At 72.3% G+C, this 26,401-nt stretch carries 29 protein-coding genes and 1 tRNA gene; 16 read left to right on the top strand and 14 right to left on the bottom strand.

The window, feature by feature from the left end:
* Positions 1–16 precede the first annotated feature (16 nt).
* Positions 17–601, bottom strand: coding sequence for a hypothetical protein (locus FHU36_RS42045; protein WP_185089647.1), 585 nt, complete (start codon positions 599–601; stop codon positions 17–19).
* A 143-nt stretch (positions 602–744) separates the two neighbouring features.
* Between FHU36_RS42045 and FHU36_RS42040 the strand changes: the two genes are divergently transcribed.
* Both FHU36_RS42040 and FHU36_RS42035 read left to right on the top strand, forming a co-directional pair.
* Complete coding sequence (locus FHU36_RS42040; protein WP_185089646.1) at positions 745–990, top strand: ribbon-helix-helix domain-containing protein; 246 nt, start codon at positions 745–747, stop codon at positions 988–990.
* A complete protein-coding gene (locus FHU36_RS42035; RefSeq protein ID WP_185089645.1) occupies positions 990–1,412 on the top strand; it encodes a PIN domain-containing protein in 423 nt (140 codons plus the stop codon). Before FHU36_RS42040 ends, FHU36_RS42035 begins: the two co-directional genes overlap by 1 nt.
* A gap of 33 nt (positions 1,413–1,445) precedes the next feature.
* On the opposite strand, the gene FHU36_RS42030 is transcribed toward FHU36_RS42035, so the two are convergent.
* Positions 1,446–2,015 carry an isochorismatase family protein gene (locus FHU36_RS42030; RefSeq protein WP_185089644.1) on the bottom strand — a complete coding sequence of 190 codons (570 nt, stop codon included), beginning with the start codon at positions 2,013–2,015 and terminating at the stop codon, positions 1,446–1,448.
* A gap of 15 nt (positions 2,016–2,030) precedes the next feature.
* Positions 2,031–3,314 carry a nicotinate phosphoribosyltransferase gene (locus tag FHU36_RS42025; protein WP_221497436.1) on the bottom strand — a complete coding sequence of 428 codons (1,284 nt, stop codon included), beginning with the start codon at positions 3,312–3,314 and terminating at the stop codon, positions 2,031–2,033.
* A gap of 37 nt (positions 3,315–3,351) precedes the next feature.
* Between FHU36_RS42025 and clpS the strand changes: the two genes are divergently transcribed.
* From clpS to FHU36_RS42000, 5 genes are all read left to right on the top strand, one after another.
* Positions 3,352–3,654, top strand: a complete 303-nt coding sequence (clpS, locus tag FHU36_RS42020; RefSeq protein WP_185089642.1) for an ATP-dependent Clp protease adapter ClpS — start codon at positions 3,352–3,354, stop codon at positions 3,652–3,654.
* A 10-nt stretch (positions 3,655–3,664) separates the two neighbouring features.
* Entirely contained in the window at positions 3,665–4,189 is a 525-nt protein-coding gene (locus FHU36_RS42015) for a DUF2017 domain-containing protein (protein WP_185089641.1), read from the top strand.
* A 10-nt stretch (positions 4,190–4,199) separates the two neighbouring features.
* Positions 4,200–4,601: a M67 family metallopeptidase gene (locus tag FHU36_RS42010; RefSeq protein WP_185089640.1), complete on the top strand. Its 402-nt coding sequence runs from the start codon at positions 4,200–4,202 to the stop codon at positions 4,599–4,601.
* A 141-nt stretch (positions 4,602–4,742) separates the two neighbouring features.
* The gene (locus tag FHU36_RS42005) at positions 4,743–5,015 is read left to right on the top strand and encodes a MoaD/ThiS family protein (protein WP_185089639.1); all 273 of its coding nucleotides are present in this window, start codon (positions 4,743–4,745) and stop codon (positions 5,013–5,015) included.
* A 1-nt stretch (position 5,016) separates the two neighbouring features.
* Entirely contained in the window at positions 5,017–5,964 is a 948-nt protein-coding gene (locus tag FHU36_RS42000; protein ID WP_185089638.1) for a PLP-dependent cysteine synthase family protein, read from the top strand.
* Positions 5,965–6,060: 96 nt separating this feature from the next.
* Here FHU36_RS42000 and FHU36_RS41995 read toward each other — a convergent pair whose 3' ends face one another.
* Positions 6,061–8,016 carry a DUF3352 domain-containing protein gene (locus FHU36_RS41995; RefSeq protein WP_185089637.1) on the bottom strand — a complete coding sequence of 652 codons (1,956 nt, stop codon included), beginning with the start codon at positions 8,014–8,016 and terminating at the stop codon, positions 6,061–6,063.
* A gap of 158 nt (positions 8,017–8,174) precedes the next feature.
* On the opposite strand from FHU36_RS41995, the gene FHU36_RS41990 reads away from it, so the two are divergent.
* From FHU36_RS41990 to FHU36_RS41980, 3 genes are all read left to right on the top strand, one after another.
* Entirely contained in the window at positions 8,175–8,966 is a 792-nt protein-coding gene (locus FHU36_RS41990; protein ID WP_185089636.1) for a thioesterase family protein, read from the top strand.
* Between the two features lie 74 nt (positions 8,967–9,040).
* A complete protein-coding gene (gene murI, locus FHU36_RS41985) occupies positions 9,041–9,892 on the top strand; it encodes a glutamate racemase (RefSeq protein ID WP_185089635.1) in 852 nt (283 codons plus the stop codon).
* Positions 9,861–10,613 (top strand): MBL fold metallo-hydrolase, encoded by a 753-nt coding sequence (locus FHU36_RS41980; RefSeq protein WP_185089634.1) that lies wholly within the window; start codon positions 9,861–9,863, stop codon positions 10,611–10,613. The genes murI and FHU36_RS41980 overlap by 32 nt, the downstream gene beginning before the upstream one ends.
* A 13-nt stretch (positions 10,614–10,626) precedes the next feature.
* Here FHU36_RS41980 and FHU36_RS41975 read toward each other — a convergent pair whose 3' ends face one another.
* Complete coding sequence (locus FHU36_RS41975; protein WP_185089633.1) at positions 10,627–11,868, bottom strand: MFS transporter; 1,242 nt, start codon at positions 11,866–11,868, stop codon at positions 10,627–10,629.
* A gap of 68 nt (positions 11,869–11,936) precedes the next feature.
* On the opposite strand from FHU36_RS41975, the gene rph reads away from it, so the two are divergent.
* The 3 genes from rph to FHU36_RS41960 all read left to right on the top strand — a co-directional run bounded on the left by rph (position 11,937) and on the right by FHU36_RS41960 (position 15,069).
* Positions 11,937–12,656 (top strand): ribonuclease PH, encoded by a 720-nt coding sequence (rph, locus tag FHU36_RS41970; protein ID WP_185089632.1) that lies wholly within the window; start codon positions 11,937–11,939, stop codon positions 12,654–12,656.
* Positions 12,653–13,246: an RdgB/HAM1 family non-canonical purine NTP pyrophosphatase gene (rdgB, locus tag FHU36_RS41965; RefSeq protein ID WP_185089631.1), complete on the top strand. Its 594-nt coding sequence runs from the start codon at positions 12,653–12,655 to the stop codon at positions 13,244–13,246. The genes rph and rdgB overlap by 4 nt, the downstream gene beginning before the upstream one ends.
* Before the next feature lie 71 nt (positions 13,247–13,317).
* Positions 13,318–15,069: a molybdopterin-dependent oxidoreductase gene (locus FHU36_RS41960; RefSeq protein ID WP_312892211.1), complete on the top strand. Its 1,752-nt coding sequence runs from the start codon at positions 13,318–13,320 to the stop codon at positions 15,067–15,069.
* A 1,122-nt stretch (positions 15,070–16,191) separates the two neighbouring features.
* On the opposite strand, the gene FHU36_RS41955 is transcribed toward FHU36_RS41960, so the two are convergent.
* Complete coding sequence (locus FHU36_RS41955; protein ID WP_185089773.1) at positions 16,192–16,491, bottom strand: hypothetical protein; 300 nt, start codon at positions 16,489–16,491, stop codon at positions 16,192–16,194.
* 319 nt (positions 16,492–16,810) lie between these two features.
* On the opposite strand from FHU36_RS41955, the gene FHU36_RS41950 reads away from it, so the two are divergent.
* Together FHU36_RS41950 and FHU36_RS41945 are read left to right on the top strand one after the other, a co-directional pair.
* Positions 16,811–17,461 (top strand): toxin glutamine deamidase domain-containing protein, encoded by a 651-nt coding sequence (locus FHU36_RS41950; protein ID WP_312892210.1) that lies wholly within the window; start codon positions 16,811–16,813, stop codon positions 17,459–17,461.
* Positions 17,458–17,727: an SUKH-4 family immunity protein gene (locus tag FHU36_RS41945; protein ID WP_185089630.1), complete on the top strand. Its 270-nt coding sequence runs from the start codon at positions 17,458–17,460 to the stop codon at positions 17,725–17,727. The genes FHU36_RS41950 and FHU36_RS41945 overlap by 4 nt, the downstream gene beginning before the upstream one ends.
* A gap of 159 nt (positions 17,728–17,886) precedes the next feature.
* Here the strand turns inward: FHU36_RS41945 and FHU36_RS41940 are convergent, their stop codons facing one another.
* The 7 genes from FHU36_RS41940 to bcp form a co-directional block, all read right to left on the bottom strand.
* Positions 17,887–20,391 carry an ABC transporter permease gene (locus FHU36_RS41940; protein ID WP_185089629.1) on the bottom strand — a complete coding sequence of 835 codons (2,505 nt, stop codon included), beginning with the start codon at positions 20,389–20,391 and terminating at the stop codon, positions 17,887–17,889.
* A gap of 1 nt (position 20,392) precedes the next feature.
* Entirely contained in the window at positions 20,393–21,145 is a 753-nt protein-coding gene (locus FHU36_RS41935; RefSeq protein ID WP_312892209.1) for an ABC transporter ATP-binding protein, read from the bottom strand.
* 107 nt (positions 21,146–21,252) lie between these two features.
* Positions 21,253–21,903 (bottom strand): response regulator, encoded by a 651-nt coding sequence (locus FHU36_RS41930; protein WP_312892208.1) that lies wholly within the window; start codon positions 21,901–21,903, stop codon positions 21,253–21,255.
* A gap of 31 nt (positions 21,904–21,934) precedes the next feature.
* A complete protein-coding gene (locus FHU36_RS41925; RefSeq protein WP_312892207.1) occupies positions 21,935–23,116 on the bottom strand; it encodes a sensor histidine kinase in 1,182 nt (393 codons plus the stop codon).
* 358 nt (positions 23,117–23,474) lie between these two features.
* Positions 23,475–23,547, bottom strand: a tRNA-Leu gene (locus FHU36_RS41920).
* Positions 23,501–24,022, bottom strand: coding sequence for an HNH endonuclease (locus tag FHU36_RS47015; RefSeq protein ID WP_185089767.1), 522 nt, complete (start codon positions 24,020–24,022; stop codon positions 23,501–23,503). Before FHU36_RS47015 ends, FHU36_RS41920 begins: the two co-directional genes overlap by 47 nt.
* Before the next feature lie 110 nt (positions 24,023–24,132).
* The gene (gene bcp, locus FHU36_RS41910) at positions 24,133–24,606 is read right to left on the bottom strand and encodes a thioredoxin-dependent thiol peroxidase (protein ID WP_185089626.1); all 474 of its coding nucleotides are present in this window, start codon (positions 24,604–24,606) and stop codon (positions 24,133–24,135) included.
* Positions 24,607–24,758: 152 nt separating this feature from the next.
* On the opposite strand from bcp, the gene FHU36_RS41905 reads away from it, so the two are divergent.
* Positions 24,759–25,100, top strand: coding sequence for a DUF3618 domain-containing protein (locus tag FHU36_RS41905; protein ID WP_185089625.1), 342 nt, complete (start codon positions 24,759–24,761; stop codon positions 25,098–25,100).
* Between the two features lie 39 nt (positions 25,101–25,139).
* Here the strand turns inward: FHU36_RS41905 and FHU36_RS41900 are convergent, their stop codons facing one another.
* Positions 25,140–26,333 (bottom strand): amino acid deaminase/aldolase, encoded by a 1,194-nt coding sequence (locus FHU36_RS41900; protein WP_185089624.1) that lies wholly within the window; start codon positions 26,331–26,333, stop codon positions 25,140–25,142.
* Positions 26,334–26,401: the final 68 nt, after the last annotated feature.

Below are 26,401 nucleotides of genomic sequence, written 5' to 3'. Positions count from 1 at the left end.
CGCGACGTCTCGGTCCTCAGGCGTGCGGGGCGGGCCGCCCGGGGATGCGGTGACCGGTGCGCCCGTCCACCGCGACATGGCCGCCACGACCGGGCCGCGAGCCGAGGGGGAGCCGGAGCGACGCCTCGGCCCCGTCCACGCGCACGGGCAGGACCCGCGTCCCCGCCCGCTCGGCGCTCGGCGGGCCCTCGTGCAGCCAGACCCGCAGCCTCCTGCCGTCGTGGCGCACCGTCACCTCGGCCGTCGCGCACTCGCCGGGCACGGCGTGCCAGGACAGGGTCAGGGCGGCTCCGCGCTCGCTCAATACGGCCCGTTCGGGCGACGGCTCCCGCGCCGCACACCCCGCCTCCGCCACCGGCTCGCGCGCCCTGTCCGGTGCCGCCGCCTCCTGCGCGGTCTCCCGCGCCGTCTCGTGCGCCACGACGTCCACCGGCGCCGGCTCGGGGGACAGGGCCACCGTCGCGGCCTCCAGCAGCGCCAGCGTCACGACCACGCCCGTACGCGCCAGAACGGGGCCGCGTACGAGGAGCCAGAGCGTGAGCGGCCCGAGAACCATCCAGGCCAGGCCGAGGCAGACGGTGAGCATGAGAAGACCTCGCATACGGGTGGAGAGAAGTGACTCTCCGTGTTACTTCTGTCCCGGAGCGCTGGGGGTCCCGTTGACGATCACATGGACAGAGTGTTGCATGGCCTTCACTTACAGTGATGCGCGGTGCCCGAGGGGCGCCGCGTTACCGTGGAGAGGTGCCTGAAGTGAGCCTGTACCTTCCTGAGGACATCAAGCACCGGGTCGCCGAGGCGGCCCGGTGGCACGGGATGACCGAGGACGACTACATGCGCGAGGCGATCACCCGCGCGGTGAGTGAGGAGCTCATCGGCGACCGCCCGCGCCCGACACTCCCCCTCTTCGACCTGGGCGGCGAGCCGCTCACGGCCGAGCGCATCGACGAGATCCTGGCGGAGGGCTATGGAAAGGACGGGCTCGCCTGATGCTCGTCCTCGACACGAGCGGCCTGCTCGCGGCCATCGCGCCCGACCAGCCGCAACACAAGGAGGCGCGTCGCGTGCTGGAGTCGGAGAGGGGACCGCTCCTGCTGTCCCCTTTCGTGCTGGCCGAGGCGGACTACATGATCCTGACCCGGGCCGGGATCCACCGGGAGCTCGAGTTCCTGCGTGACATCGGTGACGGCGGCTACGAGCTGGTCAGCATGTCGTCACACGACGTGCGGTGGGCCGCGGACATCGTCGCTCGTTACCCTGCCATGAAGATCGGGCTTACCGACGCGTCGGTGGCGCTGGTCGCGGCGCGGCACTGCACCACGCGGGTGCTCACGCTCGACCACCGCCACTTCCGCACGATGAAGCCGCTCTGGGGCGACGCCTTCACGGTGCTGCCCGCAGACGGCGACTGACGGGCCGGGCGGCGGGGCAGGGCGGCGGGAGCGTCAGCCGACCACCGGGGCGCCGCGCAGGGTGGCGCCGGCGGCGTCGAGTTCGGCCACCGTCGCGTTGGTCGTGTGGCGGGCCACCCCCGCCGTCAGGTCGAGCAGCACCCGTACGGCCAGCCCGTTCTTGACGGCGTCGAGCGCGGTGGCGCGGACGCAGTAGTCGGTGGCGATGCCCACCACGTCGACCTCGTGCACCCGTCGCTCGTGCAGCCACTGGGCCAGGGAGACGCCCTCGCTGGAGGCCCCCTCGAACCCGCTGTAGGCCGCCTCGTGGGCGCCCTTGCTGAAGATCTCCTCGACCGCGCCGACGTCGAGCGCCGGGTGGAAGTCGGCGCCCGGTGTGCCCGCGACGCAGTGGGCCGGCCAGCTCCGCGCGTAGTCGGGCCGGTCGGAGAAGTGGTCGCCCGGGTCGACGTGGTAGTCGCGGGTGGCCACGACGTGGTTGTAGGGGTGGCCGGCCACGTGGCGGGTGATCGCCGCCGCGACCTCCGAGCCGCCGGCGACGGCCAGGCTGCCGCCCTCGCAGAAGTCGTTCTGCACATCGACGATGATCAGTGCACTCCCCATGGGGATCACGATACGTCAGGCGAACTCCGTCGGGATGGCCGCGTACCCCCTTCCCAGGTGGAGCGCCTCCTGGGGGAGGAGGGAGACGGCGCGGGCGTGCCGGTCGCGGGCCTCGGTGAGCGGTTCGCGGCCGACGACCTCGCCGTCGCGCACCAGCTCGCGCAGCAGCGGGGTGCCGCCCTCGGGCGCCGTGCCCGAGGTGGTGATCAGCTCGGTCTCGGCGTGTCCGCGCTCGTCGAACACGCGGTAGGCGTGCTTGCGCCCGCCGCGCGACGGCTTGCCGACCGAGCGCTTGGCGACGGGCTCCAGGTCGCCCGAGGCGGTCTCGCGGGCGACTAGCTTGTAGACCAGCGCGGCCGTCGGCACGCCCGACCCGGTGACCAGGGAGGTGCCGACGCCGTAGCCGTCGACCGGGGCGGCGGCGAGCGCGGCGATGGCGTACTCGTCGAGGTCGGAGGTGACCAGGATGCGGGTGTCGAAGGCGGCGAGGGCGTCGAGCTGCTCGCGCACCTCCTGGGCGGCCGCCGCCAGGTCGCCCGAGTCGATGCGGACGGCGCCGAGCTTGTCGCCGGCCAGCTCGACCGCGGTGCGGACCGCCTCCGGCACGTCGTAGGTGTCGACGAGGAGCGTCGTCTCGGGGCCGAGCGAGGCGATCTGGGCCTCGAACGCGGCCCGTTCGGAGTCGTGCAGCAGCGTGAAGGCGTGGGCGGCGGTGCCCGCCGTGGGCACGCCGTAGGTGTGCCCGGCCATCAGGTTGGAGGTGGACGCGAAACCCGCGATGTAGGCGGCCCGGGCGGCGGCCACGGCGGACCGTTCGTGGGTGCGGCGCGAGCCCATCTCGATGAGGGGCCGGCCGCCCGCGGCGTTGCGCATGCGGGAGGCGGCCGAGGCGATGGCGCAGTCGTGGTTCAGAATCGACAGGATGAGTGTCTCCAGCAGCACCGCCTCGGCGAACGTGCCCTCCACGACCATGATCGGGGACGCCGGGAAGTAGACGTCGCCTTCCGCATAACCACAGATATTTCCGGAAAATCGGTAGTCTGCGAGAAAGGTGAGGGTGGACTCGTCCACCACCTGGTGCTCGCGCAGGTAGGTGAGCTCCTCGTCACCGAAACGGAAGTGTTCGAGCTCGTCAAGGACACGCCCCGTCCCGGCGACGACCCCGTAACGCCTGCCTCCGGGCAGATGGCGGGCGAACACCTCGAAAACGGCGCGTCTGCGGGCGGCGCCACTCTGCAGGGCCGCCTGCAACATCGTCAGCTCATAGTGATCTGTAAGCAACGCAGTGCTCATGGGCATTGTCACGACTCGAAGACTACGGCGGAGGTAGGGCAGGATGGGGGATGTGGGTAGCACCGCGCCAATCGCCGTCGAGCGTCCGTCCACGGACGTTCGGCCCGATCTGCCTTGGGTGACGATCGTCTGGAACGACCCGGTCAACCTCATGTCATACGTGACGTACGTGTTCCAGACCGTCTTCGGCTACACCCGCGAGAAGGCGGAGAAGCTGATGATGGACGTCCACCACAAGGGCAAGGCGGTCGTGTCCAGCGGCACCCGCGAAGAGATGGAGCGCGACGTGCAGATTCTCCACTCCTACGGCCTGTGGGCGACGCTCCAGCCCGACTCGGTCAAGTGAGGCGGCGCTGGTGAGCTCGGGGTTCTCGTCGAAGGGTGACGGCGTCGTCGTGGCGCGGTTCGAGGCGGCGGAGGTGGCGATCCTCCGCTCGCTCGTCTCGCAGCTGCTCGGCCTGGTGGAGCCCGGTGAGACCGGCGACGACCCGCTGGAGCGCGCTCTGGGCATCGGCAACAGCCAGGTGCCGTCGGATCCGGTGCTGGCGCGGCTGTTCCCCTCGGCGTACGAGGACGCGCAGGACGCGGCCGAGTTCCGCCGCTACACCGAGGCGACCCTGCGCGAGGGCAAGCGCGCCGACGCGCGCACCATGCTCGACACGGCCCGGCCGGGGCGCACCGAGCTGACGACGGAGCAGGCGCAGGCGTGGATGCGCGCGCTCAACGACGTGCGGCTGGCGCTCGGCACCAAGCTGGAGGTGACCGAGGAGATCCACGAGGAGATCGCCACCATGGCGGAGGACGACCCGCGCTACCCGGCCTACGTGACCTACGACTGGCTGACCTACCTCCAGGACACCCTGGTCCGGGCACTCTGGTAGCTTCCGGGCCATGCTGCAGATCTCCCAGGAACTCGTGGACAAGATAGTCGCCCACGCCCGGGCCGATCATCCCGACGAGGCGTGCGGTGTGGTCGCGGGACGTGACGGCGTGCCCGAGCGGTTCGTCCCGATGGCCAACGCCGAGCGTTCGCCCACCTTCTACCGGTTCGACTCGATGGAGCAGTTCCGCGTCTGGCGCGAGATGGACGACCGCGACGAGGAGCCCGTCGTGATCTACCACTCGCACACGGCCACCGAGGCCTACCCGTCGCGCACCGACGTCTCCTACGCCTCCGAGCCGAACGCCCACTACGTCCTCGTGTCCACCCGCGACGAGACCGAGGTGGAGTTCCGCTCCTACCGGATCCTCGACGGGGTTATCACCGAGGAAGAGGTAAGGTTTGTCCCATGATGGTCCGGCCTGTGCAGAGCTTTCTCTTCGCGCACACCCCGGCCGTCGTCGTCTACGACTGTCGCTGAGCTGGAATTCCGCAGCCAGCCATCGGTGTTGCCGCCGATGGGACGACGACCAGATCTGAGGAGACCTACCGCGATGGCCATCGAGGTTCGCATTCCGACCATCCTGCGTAACTACACCGGCGGCGCCAAGGCCGTCACCGCCGAGGGCGCCACCCTCGACGAGCTGATCAGCAACCTTGAGTCGGCTCACCCCGGCATCAAGGAGCGCCTCGTCGACCAGGGCAGCCTGCGCCGCTTCGTCAACGTCTACCTCAACGACGAGGACGTGCGCTTCCTCGGCGGCCTCGGGACTCCCGTGTCCGACGGCGACACGGTGACCGTCCTCCCGGCTGTCGCCGGCGGGTGACATGCGTTTCGACTCGCTGATCGACTCGGTCGGCCGCACCCCGCTCGTCGGCCTGCCCCGGCTGTCGCCGTCCCCCGACGTGCGCGTCTGGGCCAAGCTGGAGGACCGCAACCCGACCGGGTCGATCAAGGACCGGCCGGCGCTGTGGATGATCCAGCAGGCGGAGAAGGACGGCCTCCTCACGCCGGGGTGCACGATCCTGGAGCCCACCAGCGGCAACACCGGCATCTCGCTGGCCATGTCGGCCAAGCTCAAGGGCTACAAGCTGATCTGCGTGATGCCCGAGAACACCTCCGAGGAGCGCCGCCAGCTTCTGCGCATGTGGGGCGCGGAGATCATCTCCTCCCCGGCGGCCGGCGGCTCCAACGAGGCGGTCCGCAGGGCCAAGGAACTGGCCGAGCGCAACCCGTCGTGGGTGATGCTCTACCAGTACGGCAACCCGGCCAACTGGCGCTCCCACTACGAGTCGACCGGGCCGGAGATCCTCGACGACCTGCCCACCGTCACCCACTTCGTCGCCGGTCTCGGCACGACGGGCACGCTGATGGGGGTCGGCAGGTTCCTGCGGGAGCGGGTGCCGGGCGTGCAGATCGTGGCGGCCGAGCCGCGTTACGGGGAACTGGTCTACGGCCTGCGCAACGTGGACGAGGGCTTCATCCCCGAGCTGTACGACGAGTCGGTGCTGACCACGCGCTTCTCGGTCGGCTCCGCCGACGCGCTGCGCCGCACCCGCGAGCTGCTGGCCGCCGAGGGCATCTTCGCGGGCGTGTCCACCGGCGCCGCCCTGCACGCCGCGCTGGGCGTGGCCGGCAAGGCCGTCAAGGCGGGGGAGCGGGCCGACGTCGTGTTCGTGGTGGCCGACGGCGGCTGGAAATACCTGTCGACCGGCGCCTACGAGGGCACCCTCGACGAGGCCGAGGAGCGCCTGGAGGGTCAGCTCTGGGCCTAGCGCCCGACCTGGGGTCCCATCTGATCGTCCCCGGTGAGGCGCGCAGACGCGAACGGGCGGCCGGCGAGAAGCCGGCCGCCCGTTTCGTGTCCGGGGTCAGTTGAACAGCACCCGCAGCGAGAAGGTCGCCTCGTCGGCGCTCTGCTTGCCGCTGAGGCCCACGGCGCGCAGCACCTGCAGGTTGGCCTTCTCCTCGCCCTGCAGGTTGGCCAGGTAGAGCTTCTCCACCTTGTCCAGGTCGACGAACAGGGCGAAGTTCGCGTCCGCTCCGTCGGCGACGGCCTTCTGGAAGGTCTCGCTGTCGCCCAGCGCGCCCTCCTCCGACAGCTTCTGCGCGTACTCCTGGGTGGTGGCGAGCGTGAACGTGCCGTCACCCGCGACCTTGGCGATCTGCGGGGCGGCCCCGCCGCCGGCGGTCATCGCCCGCTGCACCTTGTCGAACACGGCCTGCGCCTTGGCCGGGTCGGTCACGATGCGCACGCCACCCTTGATCTGCTGGGTGGCGAGGCCCTCGCTGTCGACCGCGACCGTCAGGTTCTTGCCGAGCATCGTGGCCAGGTCGCCGGGCAGCTCCAGCCCGTACTGCTGCTTGGCCTGGTCGATGGCCCGCTTGAAGTCGGCGGCGGCGGCGTTGGAGCCGAGCGACTTCTCGATCTCGGCCCACTTCTTGGTGATGGTCTGGTCGAGGCCGGAGAAGGACAGCGCGCCCGCGGTGGTGGCGGGGAGCTTGGTCAGGTCGGCCGCCTCCGCGTCGCCCTCGATCGGGTTCTCGGCCCCGCGCACGACGCCGGCCAGCTCGACGTACTCGCTGTCGAAGCGCAGCGCGCCGGCGAAGCGGGCGTTCTTGATCTGCTCCACGGCGGCGGCCTGCTCGGCCGGGATGGCGTCGCCGGCGACCTTCGCGATCTCGCCGAGGTGCGCCCAGTAGGACAGCACGCCCTGCTCGCCCACGGCGCCCAGGTCGTCGCTGAAGTCACCGCTGTCGGCCAGGGTGGCCTCGCCGGCGGCGTACTTGTCGGCCTGCGCCTGCTCCTCGGTGAGCAGCGCGTAGTCGTCGCGGAAGGCGATGCCGTACTTGTCGTCGCCCATCATCTTGGCGATGCCGGCCTTGGCCTGCTCCTCGTCCGTGACCTGCACGGCCACCGCGAAGCCGGGCTCCTTGCCGCCCTCGGGCGGCAGGACGGCGACACCGATGCGGCTGCCGAGCCACGGGTCGACGTCCTTGGCGAAGTCCACCTTGGCCAGGTCGTCGCCGCCGTCCTTCTTCATGGCCTTGAACAGCGCCTCGCGCGGGTCCTCGCCGCTGAAGGAGTCCTTGGTCGCGGTGAACTTTCGGGCGAGCTGGAACAGCGCCACCTTCTGGTTGGCGGCCGGGTCCAGGTCGAGCCGGAAGTAGGCGATCGAGTTGCCGGGCAGCACGTCGTGCGGCTGGGTGCCGCCGCCGCCGATCGCGCCCACCGCCCACACGGCCCCGCCGCCGAGCAGCACCACCGCCAGCGCCGAGGCCAGCGCGATGATCCAGCCCTTGCGGCCCTTCTGGGGAGGCCCGCCGGGTCCGCCGAGCATGTCGGGACCCTGCTGCCACCCCCCGCCCTGGCCGTACTGGTCCTGCTGGCCGTAGCCGGGCTGCTGGGTGGCACCGGCCTGGCCGTAGCCCTGCTGGCCGTAGGCGGCCTGGCCGTAGCCCTGGCCCTGCTGACCGTAGCCGGGCTGCTGCTGGCCGTAGCCGGCCTGCTCGCCGTGGCCCTGCTGGCCGAACGCCTGCTGCTGGCCGTAGCCCTGCTGGCCATAGCCCTGCTGTTCGTAGCCCTGCTGGCCGTAACCTTGCTGGCCGAACGCCTGCTGCTGTTCGTAGCCCTGCTGGCCGTAGCCGGAGTGCTGCTGCTGCTCGTACCCGGGCTGGCTGTAGCCCTGGCCCTGGTACGGCTGCTGCGGCGGGTACGGCTGGCCGTGGGACGGCGGTGCCGGATGACCGGGCTCCTGCTCCTGGCCCCAGCGATACGCCGTGGTCCGGTCAGGATCCTGGCCATGAGGGGGATTATTCGCAGACATCACTCAACTCACAATGTGGACTTATGACCACAGAGAAGGTAGCTGATGTTGCTAGACGGGCGCTTGCAATGCACTGAAGTCTGGATGCATGCCGGTAACCGCCATGTCGTAGGGTGGGGCCGTACTAGAACAACATTCGGGACTCGAGGGCGGCGCGGATGACCAAATTCGACGAGGCCACACAGGCGATCCGGGTCGACGAGACCACCTACGACGTGTGCCTCGACCCCGGATACGCGATCGGCGGCCCGCTCAACGGCGGCTACCTGATGGCCGTGGTCCTGCGGGCGGTCGTCGACGCCTCGCCGTTCGAGCACCCGGTCAGCACGACCGCGCAGTTTCTCAGGGTCCCCGTCGCCGGCCCCGCGCGGGTGGAGGTCGAGCAGGTCAAGGTCGGCAGGACCGTGGCGTTCCTGCGCGCCAGGCTGGTGCAGAACGGCGGCACCCAGATGGAGTGCCTGGTCACCACGGCCACCCTCACCGACGGGCCGCCCGCCTACACCGACCAGCAGTCCGCCGTGCTGCCGCCGCCCGAACGGTGTGTGAAGCTGCCCGACCCGAGGCCCGAGTCCGGCATGACGCTCAACGCCCAGATGGAGCTCCTGTTCGACCCACCCACGATCGGCTGGCTGACGGGGGAGCCCACGGGCCGGCCCGAGTCACGCGCCTACTTCCGGATGACCGAGCCCCAGGACCCCGACCCGTACGTGCTGGCGCTCGCGGTGGACGCCCTGCCGCCGGTCGTGTTCTCCGCCGGGGCGCGGGGCTGGGCACCGACCGTGGACCTGACCTGGCACCTGCGCGCGCTGCCCGCTCCCGGCCTGCTCACGCTGATCGGCAGCGGGCGGCTGGTCCACGACGGCTGGTTCGACGAGGAGGTCGAGGTGCGCGACTCACGCGGCCGGCTCGTCGCCCAGTCGCGCCAGCTGGCACGGGTGGGACGCGGATAGCCCGAAAGACGCGCCTGCGCACTGTGAGGATTCTTACGCAGTGCGAATCCCGCAGGTCGCCTACCCTCTGAAGGGTGCCGGAAGCGAGCATCGGGATCTTCGACAGCGGGGTGGGTGGCCTGACGGTCGCCCGGGCGATCATCGACCAGTTGCCCCACGAGTCCATCACCTACGTGGCCGACACGGCCAACCAGCCGTACGGGCCCAAGCGCATCGCCGAGCTGCGCGCGTACGCGCTGCGGGTGATGGACCACCTCGTCGAGCAGGACGTCAAGATGCTCGTGATCGCGTGCAACAGCGCCAGTGCCGCCGTGCTGCGCGACGCCCGCGAACGGTACGACGTGCCCGTCGTCGAGGTGATCCAGCCGGCCACCCGGCGCGCGGTGCGCGCCACCCGCACCGGCAGGGTCGGTGTGATCGCCACCCGGGCCACGATCCAGTCGATGGCCTACCACGACGCCTTCACCGCCGCACCCGACGTGCAGCTCACCAGCGTGCCCGCCCCACTGCTGGTCGAGTACGTCGAACGCGGAGAGACGATGAGCGACGAGCTCATCGGCGTCGTACGCGACTACCTGAGACCCATCAGGGAGGCCGGGTGCGACACGCTCATCCTCGGCTGCACCCACTACCCGCTGCTCACCGGCGCCATCTCCTACGTCGCCGGGGACGGGGTCACGCTGGTCTCCAGCGCCGAAGAGACGGCCAAGGACGTCTATCGGATCCTGCACGACCGTGACCTGGCGGCCGGCAGCGACGCCACCCCCCGGCACCGCTTCCGCGCCACCGGCGACTCCACGTTGTTCGCCCAGCTCGGGCGGCGCTTCCTGGGTCCGGAGATCGACGCGGTCGACGTCACACCAGTGGGGGGTACTACCTCTAACGGAGGCCCACATGAAGGTGACCATCATCGGCTGCTCGGGTAGCTTCCCGGGCCCCGACAGCCCCGCGTCCTGCTACCTGCTCGAAGCGGCGAACTTCCGGCTGCTGCTCGACTTCGGCGCGGGCGCGCTGGGGGCGCTGCAGAGACACATCGGCCTCTACGACGTCGACGCCATCTGCCTGTCCCACCTGCACGCCGACCACTGCCTCGACATGTGCGCCTACCACGTGGCGCGCACGTACGGGCCCGACGCGCCCTACCCGCGGGTGCCCGTCCACGCGCCCGGCGACGCGCCGCACCGGCTGGCCGCCGCCTACGGCATGCCCGACGAGCCCGGCATGGAGACCGCCTTCGACTTCACGCCGCTGCGGCCCGGGACATTCGAGGTGGGGCCGTTCACGGTGACGGCCGGGCTGGTCAACCACCCCGTCGAGGCCTACGGCTTCCGCGTCTCCTACGGCGGGCGCAGCGTCGCCTACTCCGGCGACACCGGCGAGTCGGCGGAGCTCGTACGGCTGGCCGAGGACGCCGACCTGCTGCTGTGCGAGGCGTCGTTCGTCGACCGGCCCGACCTGCCCGCCGACCTGCACCTGTCGGGCCGGCAGGCCGCCGAGCACGCCGCCAAGGCCCGCGTCGGCAGGCTGGTGCTCACCCACCTCGTGCCCTGGCACGACCAGTCGCGCATCCTGGACGACGCCTCCCGCGGCGGCTACGGCGGGCCGATCGAGCTGGCCCGCAGCGGCGCCGTCTACGAGCTGGACTGAGCCGCCCGGCGGGTCAGGGGCGGGTCCGTGCCTGCGAGAAGTCGCGCAGCCGCACCAGCGGCGAGAACAGCAGCGGCACGAACGACAGCACCCGGCCGCCCAGGAACACCCACAGCGCCTCCCGCACCCCGATCTGCTGCGCCACGATCCCGCCGAGCAGCGCGCCGAGCGGCATCGTGCTCCACACCACGAACCTGACCGTGGCGTTGACCCGGCCCAGCATGCCGTCCGGCGCGACCGACTGCCGGTAGGTGACCTGCCCCACGTTGTAGAGGATCGCGCCCCACGACAGCGCGATCGAGGTGAGAGCGAAGAACGACACCCGCCAGTCGGCCTGCGTCATCGGCAGCAGCAGGCCGAACGGCGACGTCACGGCGAGGGACAACCAGGTGACCCGGGCGGTGCCGTACCTGCGGAACAGCCACGCGCCGGTCAGGCCGCCGAGCAGCCCGCCGACCGCACCCGACATGAGCAGCACCCCGATCAGCCCGGGCGGCAGCCGCACCACGTCGGCCAGGAACAGCACCGATAAGCTGATCACGGCGCTGAGGCAGAGGTTGGTGCCCATCGTGGTCACCATGATCGGCCGCAGCACCCTGTCCTGCCAGACGAACGCGAAGCCCTCGCGGATGTCGCGCCCCATGCCGGCGCGCTCGCGCGGGGCGGCCGGCGGCCGGTCGCGGCTCCTGATCGAGCGGAGCGCGAGCGCCGAGGCGAGCGAGGTCAGGGCCGTGGCGAGCACGGCCAGCGGCGCGCCGAGCACCTGCGCCAGCGCGCCGCCCAGGCTCGGCCCGGCCAGCGCGCCGCCCGAGCGCACGAACTCCAGCTTGGAGTTGCCGCTGCTCAACTGCTCCTTGCCGACGAGCTCCGGCAGGTAGGTCTGGTCGGCCACGTCGTTGAACACCTGCGCCACGCCGGCCAGCAACGCCACCGCGAGCAGCATCCCGATCGACAGCAACCCCAGGACGTGCGCGATCGGGACGCTCGCCAGCAGCGCGCCCCTGACCAGGTCGGCGGTCACCATGACGCGCCGCCTGCGCATCCGGTCCACCCACACGCCGGCCGGCAGCCCGATCATCAGGAACGCCGCGCTCTGCAGGGCCGACAGCAGGCCCACCTCGAACGCCCCCGCGTTCAGGATCAGCACGGCGACCAGTGGGAGCGCCACGCGCGAGATGTTCGTCCCGATCTCGTTGGCCACATGCGAGCTCAGGAAGCGGAGGAAGTCAGGGCTCCGCAACACCCCCGTTGTCATTGCGTAAGGATCCATGTGTCGGACACATTCGGTCAAGACCGTCACGGCACGGAGATAGGGTGATCTGCATGTCTCGACAGGATGGCCGCACGCCTGACCAGCTCCGCCCGATCACGATCACCCGGGGGTGGCAGGCCCACGCGGAGGGCTCGGTGCTCGTGGAGTTCGGCGGCACCAAGGTGCTGTGCGCGGCCTCGGTCCAGGACAGCGTGCCGCGCTGGCGGCGGGGCAGCGGCCAGGGCTGGGTGACCGCCGAGTACGCGATGCTGCCGCGCGCCACCAACACCCGCAACGACCGCGAGTCGGTCCGCGGCAAGATCGGCGGCCGTACCCACGAGATCTCCCGGCTGATCGGCCGCTCGCTGCGGGCCTGCGTCGACTACAAGGCGCTGGGCGAGAACTCCGTCCTGCTCGACTGCGACGTCCTGCAGGCCGACGGCGGCACCAGGACCGCCGCGATCACCGGCGCGTACGTGGCGCTCGCCGACGCGGTCGCCTGGATGCGCGAGCGCAAGATGTGCCCCGGAGACCCGCTCGTCGGCTCGGTGTCGGCCGTCTCGGTGGGCATCGTCGGCTCGGTGCCGATGCTCGACCTCTGCTACACCGAGGATGTCGCGGCCGAGACCGACATGAACGTCGTCATGACCGGCACCGGCAGCTTCGTCGAGGTGCAGGGCACCGCCGAGGGGGCGCCGTTCGACCGGGGCACGCTCGACCGGCTCCTGGACCTGGCCGGGGCCGGTTGCGAGGAGTTGACGCTCATCCAGGAGGAGGCGCTGGGCCGATGAAGATCGTGCTGGCCACCCGCAACGAGGGCAAGATCGCCGAACTGCGCCGGATCCTGTCGGGGTTCGACATCGTGGGGCTGGCGGAGTTCCCGTCGATCGGCGAGGTCGCCGAGACCGGGGTCACGTTCGAGGAGAACGCCCTGATCAAGGCGCACGCCGTCGCCCAGGGGTCCGGGCTGCCCGCGGTGGCCGACGACTCGGGGCTCTGCGTCGACGTGCTCAACGGCATGCCCGGTGTCTTCTCGGCCCGCTGGTCCGGTCGCCACGGCGACGACCGTGCCAACCTCGACCTGCTGCTGGCCCAGGTCTCCGACGTGCCCGCCGAGCGGCTGACGGCCCAGTTCGCGTGTGTGGCCGCGCTGGCGCTGCCGTCGGGCGAGGCCCGGACGGTCGCCGGCACGCTGCGGGGCGGCCTCGTCGCCACCCCGCGGGGCTCCAACGGGTTCGGCTACGATCCGATCTTCGTGCCCGAGGGGGAGACGCGCACCACCGCGGAGCTGTCGGCGGAGGAGAAGGACGCGATCAGCCACCGGGGCCGCGCGTTCCGCGCCCTCGCCCCGATCGTCCGCGACGTGCTGTCGTCCTCCTGACCTCCCGCCCGGGTGGCTCCGTAACCGGGGCGTAAGAACCACACCGTCCCGGCGGGCGTAGCGTCGGGAACGTGCAGAGCAATGACGTGGTGCCCGCCTGGGCGGGCGCGCTCGCGGGCGTGGTGGCCGGCGCCGTGGCGCTCGGAGTGGCCCAGCTCGTCGCCGGGGTCGTCCGGCCCGAGGCGTCCCCGGTCGTGGCGGTGGGCGGTGCCGCCGTCGATCTGGCGCCGCCGCCCCTGAAGGAGTTCGCGATCTCCGCCTTCGGGGAGAACGACAAGACGGTCCTCATCGGGGGCACGCTGGCGGTGCTCGCCGTGCTGGCGGCCGCGGTCGGCGTGCTGGCCCTGCGGCGGGCGGCGTACGGATACGCGGGGCTGGCCGTGCTCGGGGCCGTGGGCCTCGCCGCCGTCCTCACCCGGCCCGGCGGCACCGTCGCCGACGTCCTGCCGACCGTCGTGGGTATGACGGCGGGGGCGTGGGCCCTGCGGTGGCTGGTACGGCGGGCATCGGGCGGCCCGGCCGCGCCGGTCGAGGACCTCGCGGAGACCCGGGCGGCGGATTCCCCCTCGGCGGGGTCGCCGTCGATGGACCCGCCAGTGGCGGGCTCGCCATCGCCGGGGACACCGGCGGACCTGCCGGTGGCGGAACGGCCGGTGGTGGAGCGGCCGGCGGCGGACCTGCCATCGCCGGGGACACCGGCGGACCTGCCAGTGGTGGAGCGGCCGGCGGTCATGCGGGCGGGGGAGGAGTTGCGCGGGTTCGACCGGCGGAGCCTGCTGACCGGAGTCGCGGGTGGGGTCGTGGTCGCGGGGGCGAGCACCGTGCTCGGCCGGATGCTGGCGGGACGGCAGGCGGTGGACGTCGCCCGGACCGGGCTGGCGCTGCCCCGCCCGGCCACCCCGGCCGCGCCCCTTCCCGCCGGGGTGGACCTCGGCATCAACGGTCTGACCCCCTTCATCACGAAAAATCGGGACTTCTACCGGGTGGACACCGCGCTCGTCGTCCCCCAGGTCGATCCCCGGGCGTGGCGGCTGCGCATCCACGGCATGGTGGACCGGCCGATCGAGATCACCTACGCCGAGCTGCTGAAGATGCCGCTCACCGAGGCCGACGTCACGCTGACCTGCGTGTCCAACGAGGTCGGCGGCCCGTACGCGGGCAACGCCCGCTGGCTCGGCGTCCGGATGGCCGACGTGTTGCGCGGAGCCGGTCTCCAGTCCGGCGCCGACATGCTGCTGTCCACCTCCGACGACGGGTTCACCTGTGGCACCCCGGTGGACGTGGTCATGGACGGCCGTGCCGCGCTGTTCGCCGTGGCGATGAACGGGGAGGTGCTGCCCGTGGACCACGGCTTCCCGGTCCGGCAGGTGGTGCCGGGGCTGTACGGATACGTGTCGGCGACCAAGTGGGTGGTGGACGTCAAGGTGACCCGGTTCGACCGGGACGAGGCGTACTGGACGCCACGCGGCTGGGCCGCCAAGGGGCCGGTCAAGACGCAGTCGCGCATCGACCTGCCCAAGCCGGGCGCCTCGCTCGCGGCCGGGCCGACCACGGTCGCCGGGGTCGCCTGGGCCCAGCACACCGGGATCGACGCCGTGGAGGTCCGCGTGGACCGGGGCCCCTGGCGGCAGGCGAGGCTGGCCCAGGTGCCGGGGCCGGACACCTGGCGGCAGTGGGCGTTCGACTGGGACGCCGCTCCGGGCAGCCACACGATCGAGGTACGGGCCACGGACGCCGCCGGCCGTACCCAACCCGAACAGCGGACGCCCACGGCCCCGGACGGGGCGACCGGCTGGCACGCCGTCACGGTCGAGGTCGCCTGACGGGTCGCCCCCCGCGGGATGGTTCTCCGCGTTTGTGCTGGTACGGCCGGTGGACGGCGACGCGAAAGTTCCCGACTCTCCCTCCTGGCACGGGCACGCGGCCCTACGATCGGTCGTCGAGCAGGACAGGAGGCAGCACGTGACACGTGACCGCAAGCCCGGCGTCCGGCGGGTCCTTCTCGAGGGGGACTACAACCCTGTGGTCGGTGACGGCGTGCGCTGGCGCGACTACGAGCGCGCCGCCGAACCCGATCCGCCCGACGCCCGCCCCGCCCCGCCACCGGCGGCCCCGTCCGGAGCGGACGCCGCCGTCGCGGACCCTCCCCGGACCCAGGAGCCTCCTGCCCCTCCGCGGGCCGAAACACCCCCGGAGTCGCACCTCGCGGCCGCACCACTTCTCGCAGCCGCGCCACCCCGGGACGATCCGTCTTCCGGGCCGCCTTCCGGGCCGCCTCCCTGGGACGGCACCCCTTCCGGCGCGACGACCGGCCAGGGGGAGACGGCTCCGGCCACACGGAACGGGGCGCCCTCCGATGCGCAGGCTCGCCGCGGCGAGACGCCCACCACGCCGAGGACGTGGGGCGGCGTGCCGTCCGGGCCGGCGGCCTTCCCCGGCGACACGTCTCCCGTACAGGCGCAGGCGCGGGACGAGACCCGCGCCCGGCCGGTCGCGCCCTGGGACGAGGCACGAGGCGAGCCGCCGGGTGAGACACCAGGTGGGTCATGGGGTGAGACACGAGGCGGGTCATGGGGCGAGGCGCGGACCGGGACGCTGGGTGAGACACCAGGTGGGTCATGGGGTGAGACACGAGGCGCGTCATGGGGCGAGGCGCGGACCGGGACGCGAGGTGAGTCGTGGGGTGAGTCGTGGGGTGAACCGCGCCCCGGGACGACGGACACCCGGGCCGCGGCGGCTCCGGTGACACCACCCGCCTATCGCGGCTCTGTGTCGCCCCCGCCGCCCGCTTCCCGCGGTTCCGTGTCGCCCCCGCCGCCCGCTTCCCGCGGTTCCCACACGTTCGAGCCCGGCGGTCCGGTGATGGCGCACGATCTCGAAGCGCGCCCGCACGCGGCGAGCGGCCTGGCGGCGCGCTCACCTGAGGCACTCGGCTACGAGGTGCCTCACGCGGCGTACGGGCCCGACGCGGCGGACGGCACCGAGATGCGCTCACAGGCGGCGCACAGCGCTGAGACGCGGTCTCGGGTGCGCGAGGCCGAGGCGCGTTCCCAGGCGGGGCACGGCGCGCAGGTGCGTACCGAGCGGTCGGGGCAGATGAGGTCGGCGGTGCCGCAGGTCTCCCAGGGGGCTGCGCCGGGATGGCCGGGTCCGGGCATGTTCGGTGCGAACGAGGTGGCGGTGCCGTCCGCGCCCGTCAGCCTTTCCGAGCCGGGTCCGGCGGCGCCCCGGCCCCATGACGGCACACCGCGCTCCGCCTCTCACCAGGACGGCCTGGCGTCGCGCCAGGGGGCCAGGGACACGGCGCCCGCACCGTCTGGCGCACCGCCGGACACCGGACCGGGCGTACCGCCGGACATGGGACCGGGCGTACCGCCGGACATGGGACCGGGCGTACCGCCGGACATGGGACCGGGCGTACCGCCGGACATGGGATCAGGCGTACCGCCGGACATGGGACCGGGCGCACCACCGGACACCGGATCGAGCGTGACGCTGGGCGCAGGACCGGGTCCGGCGCTGGGCGCATCGTGGGGTACAGCGTCGGGGGCGGTGTCGGGGGCGGTGTCGGGGGTCGCACGGGACGCTGGGGCACGGACCTGGTTCGACCTGCCGCACCGGCCGCCGCGACTGGCGCACTGCAGGCCGTACGGTGTGCCGGGCGGGCTGGCGCGGCCGGACCGGCAGGCGGAGCGCGACCTCGCGCAGGCCGTGCCGCCCGGCACCCGCTTCCCCGACCCGCGCGGCACCTGGGTGCGGCTGGTGAACGGTGGGGGACCGGCGGACGACCCGTTCCGGGCCGCCAACGCAGCCGACTGCGCGCTGGCCGTGCTGTCCACCTGGCACGGCGAGCCCGCCACCGCCGCGCCGAGACAGCCCGAGTACGACCGGATCGGCAGGCCGCTGCTCGGCGGCGAGGCCGGCGGCACGGCGCGGATCGAGCGGTGGATCGGGCAGCGGTTCCAGTTCGCCGGCCACGGGCGGCACGCCTACCCCATGCTGGCGCGGCGACTGCTCGACGCCGGGCACGGCGCCGCGGCCGTCCTCCTCGTCCGCTGGCCCGGCGGCGGCGCGCACGCCTGGAACGCCGTCAACTCCGGTGGCGAGGTGATCTGGATCGACGCCCAGCGCGGGCACATGGCGGTGGAGCCGCCCTACACCACGGTGACGGGCGTGTTCTGCATCATCATCGACAGCGAGGGACGACCCCGGTGAACCTCGAACAGGCCAGGGCGGTGGCGGAGGAGTACTACAACGGCATGCGGCCGGTGGACGACCCGGTGACCGTGGGGCTGCACCAGTTCCACCAGGGGTACGTGGCCTGGGTCCGCGAGCCCGAGCCCGACGACCCGGCCACCCTGCCGAGCACTGTGGGCGGCGGGTGCATCGTGATCGACAAGGTCACGGGCGAGGTCGTGTGCCGCCCCCTCCTCGACCCGGAAACCGTCGCCGAGTTGTGGCCCGGTCGGACCCCCCGCTGACACCACGGGGGCGGGATTGCCCGTACGCTTCTCCCGGGGCGCCCCCGGTCAGGGCTCGCAGGCCGGGGGCGCCCCACCCCGGCCACGGCTCAGGTGTCACGCACAGCCGGGGCGACCCGGCGGCGTCCGGGCGCGCGGACCGGCCCGCACCTGGGTGCGTCACCCGGTGGCGAGCGAGCCGACGATGGACGCCCGCGCCGCGCGGCGCGCCGGCAGCACCGCGGCGAGCACACCCGCCAGCCCCGACATCGCCACCAGCAGGGCGATCTGCCCGCCGGGCACCGCGTAGCGAGCCCCGTCGATCATGGCGCGCACCGCCGCCCAGCCGAACACCAGGCCGAGCACCGCGCCGATCAGCGCGCCGATCAGCCCCAGCACCAGCGCCTCCACCGACAGCGTCCGGCGCAGTTGCGGCCGGGTCAGCCCGAGCGCCCGCAGCAGCGCCGACTCCCGGGTCCGCTCGTGCACCGACAGCGACAGCGTGTTGGCGATGCCGAGCAGCGAGATGAGGACGGCGAGCCCCAGCAGCCCGGTGACGATCATCAACAACATGTCCAGGGCCTCGTCGAACTCGCCCCGCACCACGGTCGAGCTCGACACCTTGACCGTCGGGTGGGCCGCGACGGCCGCGTCCACCAGCTTGCGCGCCTGCTCGGGGGCGACGCCGTCCCTGACGTTGACCAGCACGCTGGAGTCGGGCAGCGCCCCGAAGTAGCGGTCGAACTGCGCCGGGGCCACGGTGAGCGACGGCAGCGGCGAGTCGTCGCCCACCAGCGCCACCACGGCCAGCGACACCGTGCCGGCCCGCTTGGTCTTCACCGGGACGGTGCCGCCCACCCGCCAGCCGAGTTCCTCGGCCGTGGAGGCGCGCACCGCGACCTCGCCGGGTCGGAGGCCCCGCAGCGAGCCCGCCGTCACCTCGGGCTCGAAGGGCCCCTCGAAGGCGCCCACCTCCACCCGCCGGGAGCCTGTCGTGGCCGTCGTCCCGCGGATCTGGACGATCTGGCGCAGCTCCGGCCGCTGCCGCAGCGACTCGCCGACCGTCCGGGGCACGACGGCCTCACGGGTCTGGTCGGCCAGCAGGTAGTCGATGGGGAACTGCTCGTCGAGCTTCGCGTCCAGCGTCACCCGGGTCGAGGCGGTGACCACCGAGATGAGCGTCATCAGCGTCACGCCGATGGTCAGCGCCACCGTCGTGGTGGCCGCCCGGTTGGGGTTGCGGCCGGCGTTGTCCACGGCGAGCCGTCCGGGCACCCCGAACAGCCTGCGCGGCACCCACCCGACCAGCGCGCTGAGCGGTCTGACCAGCACCGGGCCGAGGATCAGCACGCCCAGGAAGGTCAGCGCGCCGCCGCCCATGACGACGAAGAGCGACACCTGGTGCCCGGGTTCGAGCACCAGCGCGCCCACACCGGTCGTGCCCAGACCCGCCAGCAGGAAGAACCCGGCGAACAGCACCCGCGGCGCGCCGGTGCGGAACGTCTGCTCCTCCGCCTGCGTGCGCAGCGCCGCGACGGGGGCGACCCGCGTGGCGGTCCGCGCCGGGAGCAGGGCCGCGCCCACGGTCACCACCAGGCCGAGCACCAGCCCGATGACGATCGTCGCCGGCGACAGCGTCACCCCGGCACCGGTCGGCAGCGGCGCGTCGAACGCCTCCAGGACCAGCATGGTGACGACACCGAGGCCGTAACCGGTGAGCAGGCCCAGCGCGGACGACAGCAGCCCGACCACCGCCGACTCGATGAGGATCGAACCGAACACCTGCCCGCGGGTCGCGCCGACGCAGCGCAGCAGCGCCAGCTCCTTCGTACGCTGCGCGACGAGGATGTTGAACGTGTTGTAGATCACCAGCGTGGCCACCATCATGGCCACCAGGCCGAACATCAGCAGCCCGAGGCTCAGCGCCTCGATCTCGACCCCGGCCTGGGCGGCCAGCAGGGCGGCCAGCTCGGTGCCGGTCCGCACCTCGGCCCCCTTGCCCACGGCGGCCGCCACGGCCTGCTTGAGCCGGGCCGGGTCCGCGCCGGCCAGGTCGATCTCGTGGAAGCCCTTCGTGCCGGTCATCCGCTGAGCCGTCGCCGGGGTGAACCCGACGGCGCCGGTGTAGGCCAGCTTCTGGTCCACGCCGGGGTCGAACAGGCCGACGAGCTTGAACGGGTGCCTGCCGCCCTCGGGGTCGAGCACGGTGATGGTGTCGCCGACCTGGAACCCCTGGGCCTTGGCGGTGTTCTCGTCGAGCACGGCGGCCGCGTCGTCGGAGCCGGGGCCGGTGCCGGCGACGATCGTGGTGCGGTTCAGCGCGCCGGGGACGACGGAGACGCCCGAGGTCGGCACGTCACCGGCCGCCTTGCCGTCCTTGCCCAGCAGCGGCGCCTGCCCGTGTGTCAGGCCCTGCGCGTCGGTCACGCCGGGCAGCGCGCGCAGCCGTTGCAGCAGGCTCGCCGGGAGCGTGGCCGGCTCGGCGCCGGGCCGGCCCGGCTTCGGCAGCACGGCCACGGCGACCTTGTCGGCCTCGGCCGTGACCCGCTGCCCGAACCCCGCCTTCATGGTGTCGGTCAGCACGAACGTGCCCGCGATGAAGCCCACCCCGAGCGTGATCGCGAGCGAGGTCAGCAGCAGCCGCAGCGTGTGCGCGCGCAGACCCGCGAGAGCCGTCTTCAGCACCTCAGCCCTCCAGCCGCATCAGCGTGTCGAGCACTCCCTGCGGGGTGGGCGCGGCGAGCTCGGACACCAGCTCGCCGTCGTGCAGGAACACCACCCGATCGGCGTACGCGGCCGCCATCGGGTCGTGCGTCACCATGACGATCGTCTGCCCGAGTTCGCGCACGGACGTGCGCAGGAACGACAGAACCTCCGCGCCGCTGCGCGAGTCGAGGTTGCCCGTCGGCTCGTCCGCGAAGATCACCTGTGGCTTGCTGATGAGCGCCCTGGCCACGGCCACGCGCTGCTGCTGGCCACCGGACAGCTCGGTGGGCCGGTGTCCGAGCCGGTCCTTCAGGCCGACCGTCTCGATGACCCGGTCGAACAGCACCTGGTCCGCCTGGCGGGCCGCGATCTCCAGCGGCAGGCGGATGTTCTGCTCGGCGGTGAGCGTCGGCAGCAGGTTGAACGCCTGGAAGATGAAGCCGATCCGGTCGCGGCGCAGCAGCGTCAGCTGTTTGTCGGCCAGCCCGGTCAGCTCGACGTCGCCGATGTGCACGGTGCCGGACGTCGCGGTGTCCAGCCCCGCCAGGCAGTGCATCAGCGTGGACTTGCCCGAGCCCGACGGACCCATGATCGCGGTGAAGGCGCCGGTGGCGAAGGCCACGTCCACTCCGCGCAGGGCGTGGACCCGGGCATCGCCCTGGCCGTACACCTTGGTCAGGCCCTTGGCCGCCACGGCCGGAGGGGCATGGCGCCGCGTCTCGGTGAGGGTCACGTTCACTCCTTGGGTGCTTGTGGAACGCGAACCACGCTAGGGGCGGCTTTCGCCCGATCCCTGGGCCCTGAGGAGGGACTTCGGGTAGGACGCCAGATGACCCGGGGTCAGCCGTTCGGCCGATGGAACGGCACGATCAGCCCCGCCTCGTACGCGTACGCCACGACCTGAGCCCGGTCCCGCAGCCCCAGTTTGGCCAGCACCCGGCCCAGATGCGTCTTCACCGTGCCCTCCGCGACCTCCAGCCCGGCTGCGATCTCCAGGTTGGACAGCCCGCGCGCCACCATCAGCAGCACCTCGCGCTCGCGCGGCGTCAACTCCGCCGCGTCCGGCAGGTTCTCGGCGGGCAGGTGCGCGGCGAACCTGTCGAGCATCCGCCGCAGCGTCCGCGGCGCCACGACGGCGTCGCCCGCGTGCACGGTCCTGATGGCGTTGACCAGGTCGGCCGGCGGCACGTCCTTCAGCAGGAAGCCGGACGCGCCCGCCTTGACCGCGGCGAAGGCGTACTCGTCCAGGTCGAACGTGGTCAGGATGAGCACCCTGGGCCCGCGGATCCGGACCGTCGCCTCGACGCCGTCCATGCGCGGCATGCGCACGTCCATGAGGACCACGTCCACCTCGGTGCCGCGCAGGGTCTCCAGCGCCTGCTCGCCGTCGCCGGCCTCGGCCACCACCTCGATGTCGGGCTGGGCCCCCAGCACCATCCGGAACCCCGCCCGCAGCAACTCCTGGTCGTCGACCAGCATCACCCGGATCACCACGCGCCTCCGCTTCCGGACGTCCCCGCCACTACGCCGCCCTCGTCACGGGCACCGGCAGCCGGGCCAGCACCTCGAACCCGCCGCCCGGCCGCGGCTCGGCCGACACGGCGCCGCCGTACATGGCCACCCGCTCCCTCATCCCGATCAGCCCGTGCCCGTCGGGGCTGCGCGGCGCCGCGGCCCCGCGGCCGTCGTCGGTGACCCGCACCACCAGGTCGGGCCCGCCGTACACCAGCTCGACCAGCGCGCGCACGCCCGGCCCGCCGTGCTTGAGCGCGTTGGTCAGCGCCTCCTGCACGATCCGGTAGACGACGAGCTGCTGCCCCTCCGGCAGCTCGCACGCCGCGCCGGACACCCGCAGCCGGGCCGGCACCCCCGCGCCGCGCACGAGCTCCTCCAGTTGCGCGAGGCCCGGCTGCGGGGTGTAGTCGGTGGCGTCCGCCTCGCCCTCGCGCAGCACGCCGACCAGCCTGCGCATCTCGGCGAGCGCCTCCCGGCCGGTCCTGGAGATGGCGCGGACGGCCTGGCGGGCCTGCTCGGGGTCGCGGTCGATGGCGAAGCCCGCGCCGTCGGCCTGGACGACGATCACGCTGACGTTGTGCGCGACCACGTCGTGCAGCTCCCTGGCGATCCGGGTGCGTTCGGCGGCGGCGGCCATCCTGGCCTGCTGGTCGCGCTCGCGCTCGGCGCGTTCGGCCCGCTCCTCCAGGCCCTCCAGGTAGCGCCGGCGGGTGCTGGCGTACAGGCCGGTCAGCCAGACCGTCACGACGAAGATCGAGCCGCTGAAGAACATGCTGAACGTCACCTGGCCCCAGCGCACGATGACCAGGAACACTCCCAGCTCGGCGATCAGCCCCGCCGCGAGCGCCCACGGGAACGCGCGGGTGCGCGCCACGGACCAGAGCGCCATCAGCACCGCCAGATCGGCCGGCACCAGGTCGATCTCCAGCAGCCACTGGCCGAAGCACACCAGCGCCACGCCCGCGAACGCGGCCACCGGCCACCGCCGCTGCCACAGCAGCGGCGCCAGCAGGGCCGCCGACAGCGCCAGGTAGCCGGCCAGGCCGATCCGCATGCCCGGCGGCCCGGCCGCCGGGTTCGCCGCGTACGGCCAGGCCGTGAGCACCACGAGCCCGACGAACGGCGCCACCCGCAGGGCGTCCATCAGCTTGACGTGGCCCTTGGACCACTCATGTACCCTGCCGAACACAACATCACGATACGTAGCCGGTGCCCGAGCTTTGTCCGCCTTCAGGGGGAAGTCGGTGTACGACCCAGGTCTTACGTGACCTCGTCAGAGGGAGATCGGCTCTTACGCGCCCTTTACGGTGCCTTGGGCATCCTTGTCATTGGGAGCGCTCGCTGGGGGGCGAGTAAAGGGAGATCGTGATGGCGGATCATGATCGCGACGTCGGGTCGCGCGGCGAAGAGGAAGCGCCGCGCGACCCGTCCCCTGAGTCTCCCGGCCCACGCCTTTTCTGAGCCTCACCAGCTGCGGCTCTCCTTGGTCGGGAGAGACCTCGCCTCCGTGGGCGTGACCGCAGGTCGTCACGCGGAAATGGGGTGTGTGGGGTCGGTGGGATTCGAACCCACACTAACAGCCACCTAAAGACTGCGCCTCTGCCATTGGGCTACGACCCCTTTTCGCCTTTCCCTTCCCGGCATAGTTTTCGGTCTGGGAATGGCAGTTGGGGCAGAGGAAGCGCAGATTCTCCAGGCGATTGTCGAGCCAGTCACCGTTGATGTGGTCGACATGGAGCGTAAGCGGCTTTCCCTGCCACGTGCCGTCAATACTACAGCCTGCGCAGGCGTGGGGAACCCCTGCCGCTCGCAATGCACGGCGCAGCGTGGGCGCCTTCTCGCGGATGGAGCCGGGTGGACGCTGGATCAGAATCTGCTGGTAGGGCCGGGAGTTGGCGGCGGGTCTGCCCCTGCCGTGAGCCTGTCCCACGAAGTGGGAGGTGTCGATGCCGAAGTGCTTCAGGCGCCGGCTGATGTGAGCGTGGCTGCCGCCTGTCCACTTAATGCCTAGATGGCGGAGTATGTCCGCCACGCTACGTGCACCGGCCGCGGCCTCGGCAAGGATTTCAGGCGTGTATTTGAGGTAAGCCGCCATGGGCCCCATCGTAGAAAATGCCACTGACATTTCTCCGGTGCTTCATTCACCTTCCCCGTGTGGGGGATTCCGGATCGGTGGACCTTGTGCGAATGGGGCCCGCGGGTGGGTCAGGAGAGGCCGAGCTTCTTCTTCAGGGAGGCCACGTGGCCGGTGGCCTTCACGTTGTAGAGGGCCTGCTCGATCTTGCCGTCGGCGTCGATGACGAAGGTGGAGCGGATGACGCCCACGACCTCCTTGCCGTAGAGCTTCTTGGTGCCGTACGCGCCGTAGGTCTTGTGGACATCGAGGTCCGGGTCCGACAGGAGCGGGAACGTCAGGGCGTCGCGTTCGGTGAACTTAAGCAGCTTGTCCGTCTTGTCCTTTGACACGCCGAGAACGACGAAACCCTCCGCCGTCAACTGGTTCAGGTTGTCGCGGAAGTCGCACGCCTGCTTGGTGCAGCCCGGGGTCATCGCGGCAGGGTAGAAATAGAGGATCACCCGCTTGCCGCGGAGGTCGTCGAGCGCGACGGTCTTTCCGTCGGCGGCGGGTAGCGTGAACTCGGGCGCGGCGTCGCCGGGCGCGAGCTTGGTTTCGGTCATGGGGCCCTCCAGAGTTCTTCCAGCAAAACCTACCGGCCCGCCTGCTGTGCCGTACGGCGTGCCGACCTGACAGACTGATCACGGCCAGAGCGGGTGTGCCCGTCCCGATCTCGGGGACGAGGACGACCATGAGCGTGGTCGAGAGGAGATCCATGGCTGACACCGATCCCGACGAGCTGGAGCGGCGGATCGCGCGGACGCGCGCCGAGTTGGCGCAGACGGTCGACGCCATCGCCGACCGGGTGAGCCCCAAGCGGGTCGCCGAACGCACGGTGGCCGACGTGCGGACCCGGGCGGGACACTTCGTGGCGTCCGTGGGTGACGCGCTGGGCGTCGCGCCTCGGTCGCTGCCTCGGGCCGGGGACGGCGCCGACGCCGACCGGCTCTGGGAGGAGGAGCCGCCCAACCTGGCGCCGGTGCTGATCGGGCTGGGCGCCGTGCTCGTGGTGGGCGCGGCCGTCGCGCTCCTGCGCCGCCGCGGCCGCCGCCGCTGAGGCGGGCGCAGGGGACGGCCGGCGGGCGGTCGCGGCGGGTCAGAGGAAGGTCTTGCCCTCGCCGCGGTAGGTCGGCACCGACTCCACGAGCGTGTCGCCCTCCACCAGGTGGAGCGTGGCGAACCGCTCGCACAGCTCCCCGGCCTTGGCGTGCCTGAACCACACGCGGTCGCCCACCCGCAGGTCGTAGGCCGCCTCTCCGAGCAGAGGCGTCTGCACCTCGCCGGCGCCCTCGTCGGGGGCGTAGCGCAGGCCCGCGGGCAGGTACGGCTGCGGCAGGCGCATCGGGTCGGCGGGGCCCGAGGCGACGTAGCCGCCGCCGAGCACGGTGACCGTGCCCGGGGCGGGCCGCCGGACGACCGGCAGGGCGAACAGGGCGGCCGGCCGGCCGGTGAAGCCGCTGTAGAAGTCGAACAGGCGGGGATGGAAGAACCCCGATCCGGCGGCCACCTCGGTGACGGCCTTCTCGCGCACGGTGCGCTCGACCGAGCCGGTGCCGCCGCCGTTGACGAACTCGAGGTCGCACAGCCCGCTGACGGCGTTCACGACGCGGCCGCGGCGCAGGATGAGGTCGCGGGCCGAGCGGGCCTGCATGATCCGGATCGCCCGGCTGATGAGGGCGTTGCCGGGTGGCGTGTCGCCGACGCCGGCGATCTGCGCCTCGTAGGCGAGCAGCCCCACCAGGCGGAACCCGGGACGCTTGGCGATCTCGGCGGCGATCTCGGCGGCCTGCTCGGGCTCGCGGACGGGGGAGCGGAGCGCACCTGCCCGGAACTTCCCGCCGAGGGCCACATATCCGGCATCGATGTCCAGGCAGATGCGGAGCTCCTGGCGGGGCCGGCTCTGGGCCAGCACGCGGTCGAGGTGGTCGAGGTGCTCGGTGGAGTCCACGGTCAGCGTGATCTCCCGGGCCGCCCGGGGGTCGCCGGCGAGGGCCGTGATCGCCTGCCGGTCCGCCGTCGGATACGCCACCAGTACGTCGGTGAACCCCTCGGCGACCAGCCAGAGCGCCTCCGGCAGCGTGAACGCCATCAGGCCCCGGAAGCCGTCCATGGCCAGGATCCGGTCGAGCACCGGCCGGGAGCGGATGGATTTGGTCGCCACCCGGATCGGCTTGCCCGCCGCCCGCCGGACGAGATCCGCGGCGTTGGCGCGCAGGGCGACGAGGTCGAGCATCGCGAAGGGCGGGTCGAGAGCCGCTGTGGCGCGGTCGTAGCGCGGGCGGTCGTCCATATCGGCAGCGTATCCGCATATCCGGCAAATGAACATGAGGGCAGTTCACGTTGTCCGGATGGCTCGTA

This window comes from Nonomuraea muscovyensis (genome assembly GCF_014207745.1).
GTDB lineage: Bacteria > Actinomycetota > Actinomycetes > Streptosporangiales > Streptosporangiaceae > Nonomuraea > Nonomuraea muscovyensis.
Note: the sequence above shows the minus strand (reverse complement) of the source record. Positions and strands in the feature narration are given on the sequence as shown.

Coding starts and splice junctions, on each gene's coding strand:
- FHU36_RS42005 (WP_185089639.1), top strand. CDS start 4,743: ATGGCCATCGAGGTTCGCATTCCGACCATCCTGCGTAACTACACCGGC.
- FHU36_RS42030 (WP_185089644.1), bottom strand. CDS start 2,015: ATGGGGAGTGCACTGATCATCGTCGATGTGCAGAACGACTTCTGCGAG.
- FHU36_RS42035 (WP_185089645.1), top strand. CDS start 990: ATGCTCGTCCTCGACACGAGCGGCCTGCTCGCGGCCATCGCGCCCGAC.
- FHU36_RS42045 (WP_185089647.1), bottom strand. CDS start 601: ATGCGAGGTCTTCTCATGCTCACCGTCTGCCTCGGCCTGGCCTGGATG.
- bcp (WP_185089626.1), bottom strand. CDS start 24,606: ATGACCGAAACCAAGCTCGCGCCCGGCGACGCCGCGCCCGAGTTCACG.
- rdgB (WP_185089631.1), top strand. CDS start 12,653: ATGAAGATCGTGCTGGCCACCCGCAACGAGGGCAAGATCGCCGAACTG.
- clpS (WP_185089642.1), top strand. CDS start 3,352: ATGGGGGATGTGGGTAGCACCGCGCCAATCGCCGTCGAGCGTCCGTCC.
- FHU36_RS41990 (WP_185089636.1), top strand. CDS start 8,175: ATGACCAAATTCGACGAGGCCACACAGGCGATCCGGGTCGACGAGACC.
- FHU36_RS41900 (WP_185089624.1), bottom strand. CDS start 26,333: ATGGACGACCGCCCGCGCTACGACCGCGCCACAGCGGCTCTCGACCCG.
- FHU36_RS41905 (WP_185089625.1), top strand. CDS start 24,759: ATGGCTGACACCGATCCCGACGAGCTGGAGCGGCGGATCGCGCGGACG.
- FHU36_RS42025 (WP_221497436.1), bottom strand. CDS start 3,314: ATGCCCATGAGCACTGCGTTGCTTACAGATCACTATGAGCTGACGATG.
- FHU36_RS41980 (WP_185089634.1), top strand. CDS start 9,861: ATGAAGGTGACCATCATCGGCTGCTCGGGTAGCTTCCCGGGCCCCGAC.
- FHU36_RS42000 (WP_185089638.1), top strand. CDS start 5,017: ATGCGTTTCGACTCGCTGATCGACTCGGTCGGCCGCACCCCGCTCGTC.
- FHU36_RS42010 (WP_185089640.1), top strand. CDS start 4,200: ATGCTGCAGATCTCCCAGGAACTCGTGGACAAGATAGTCGCCCACGCC.
- FHU36_RS41995 (WP_185089637.1), bottom strand. CDS start 8,016: ATGTCTGCGAATAATCCCCCTCATGGCCAGGATCCTGACCGGACCACG.
- rph (WP_185089632.1), top strand. CDS start 11,937: ATGTCTCGACAGGATGGCCGCACGCCTGACCAGCTCCGCCCGATCACG.
- FHU36_RS41975 (WP_185089633.1), bottom strand. CDS start 11,868: ATGACAACGGGGGTGTTGCGGAGCCCTGACTTCCTCCGCTTCCTGAGC.
- FHU36_RS47015 (WP_185089767.1), bottom strand. CDS start 24,022: ATGGCGGCTTACCTCAAATACACGCCTGAAATCCTTGCCGAGGCCGCG.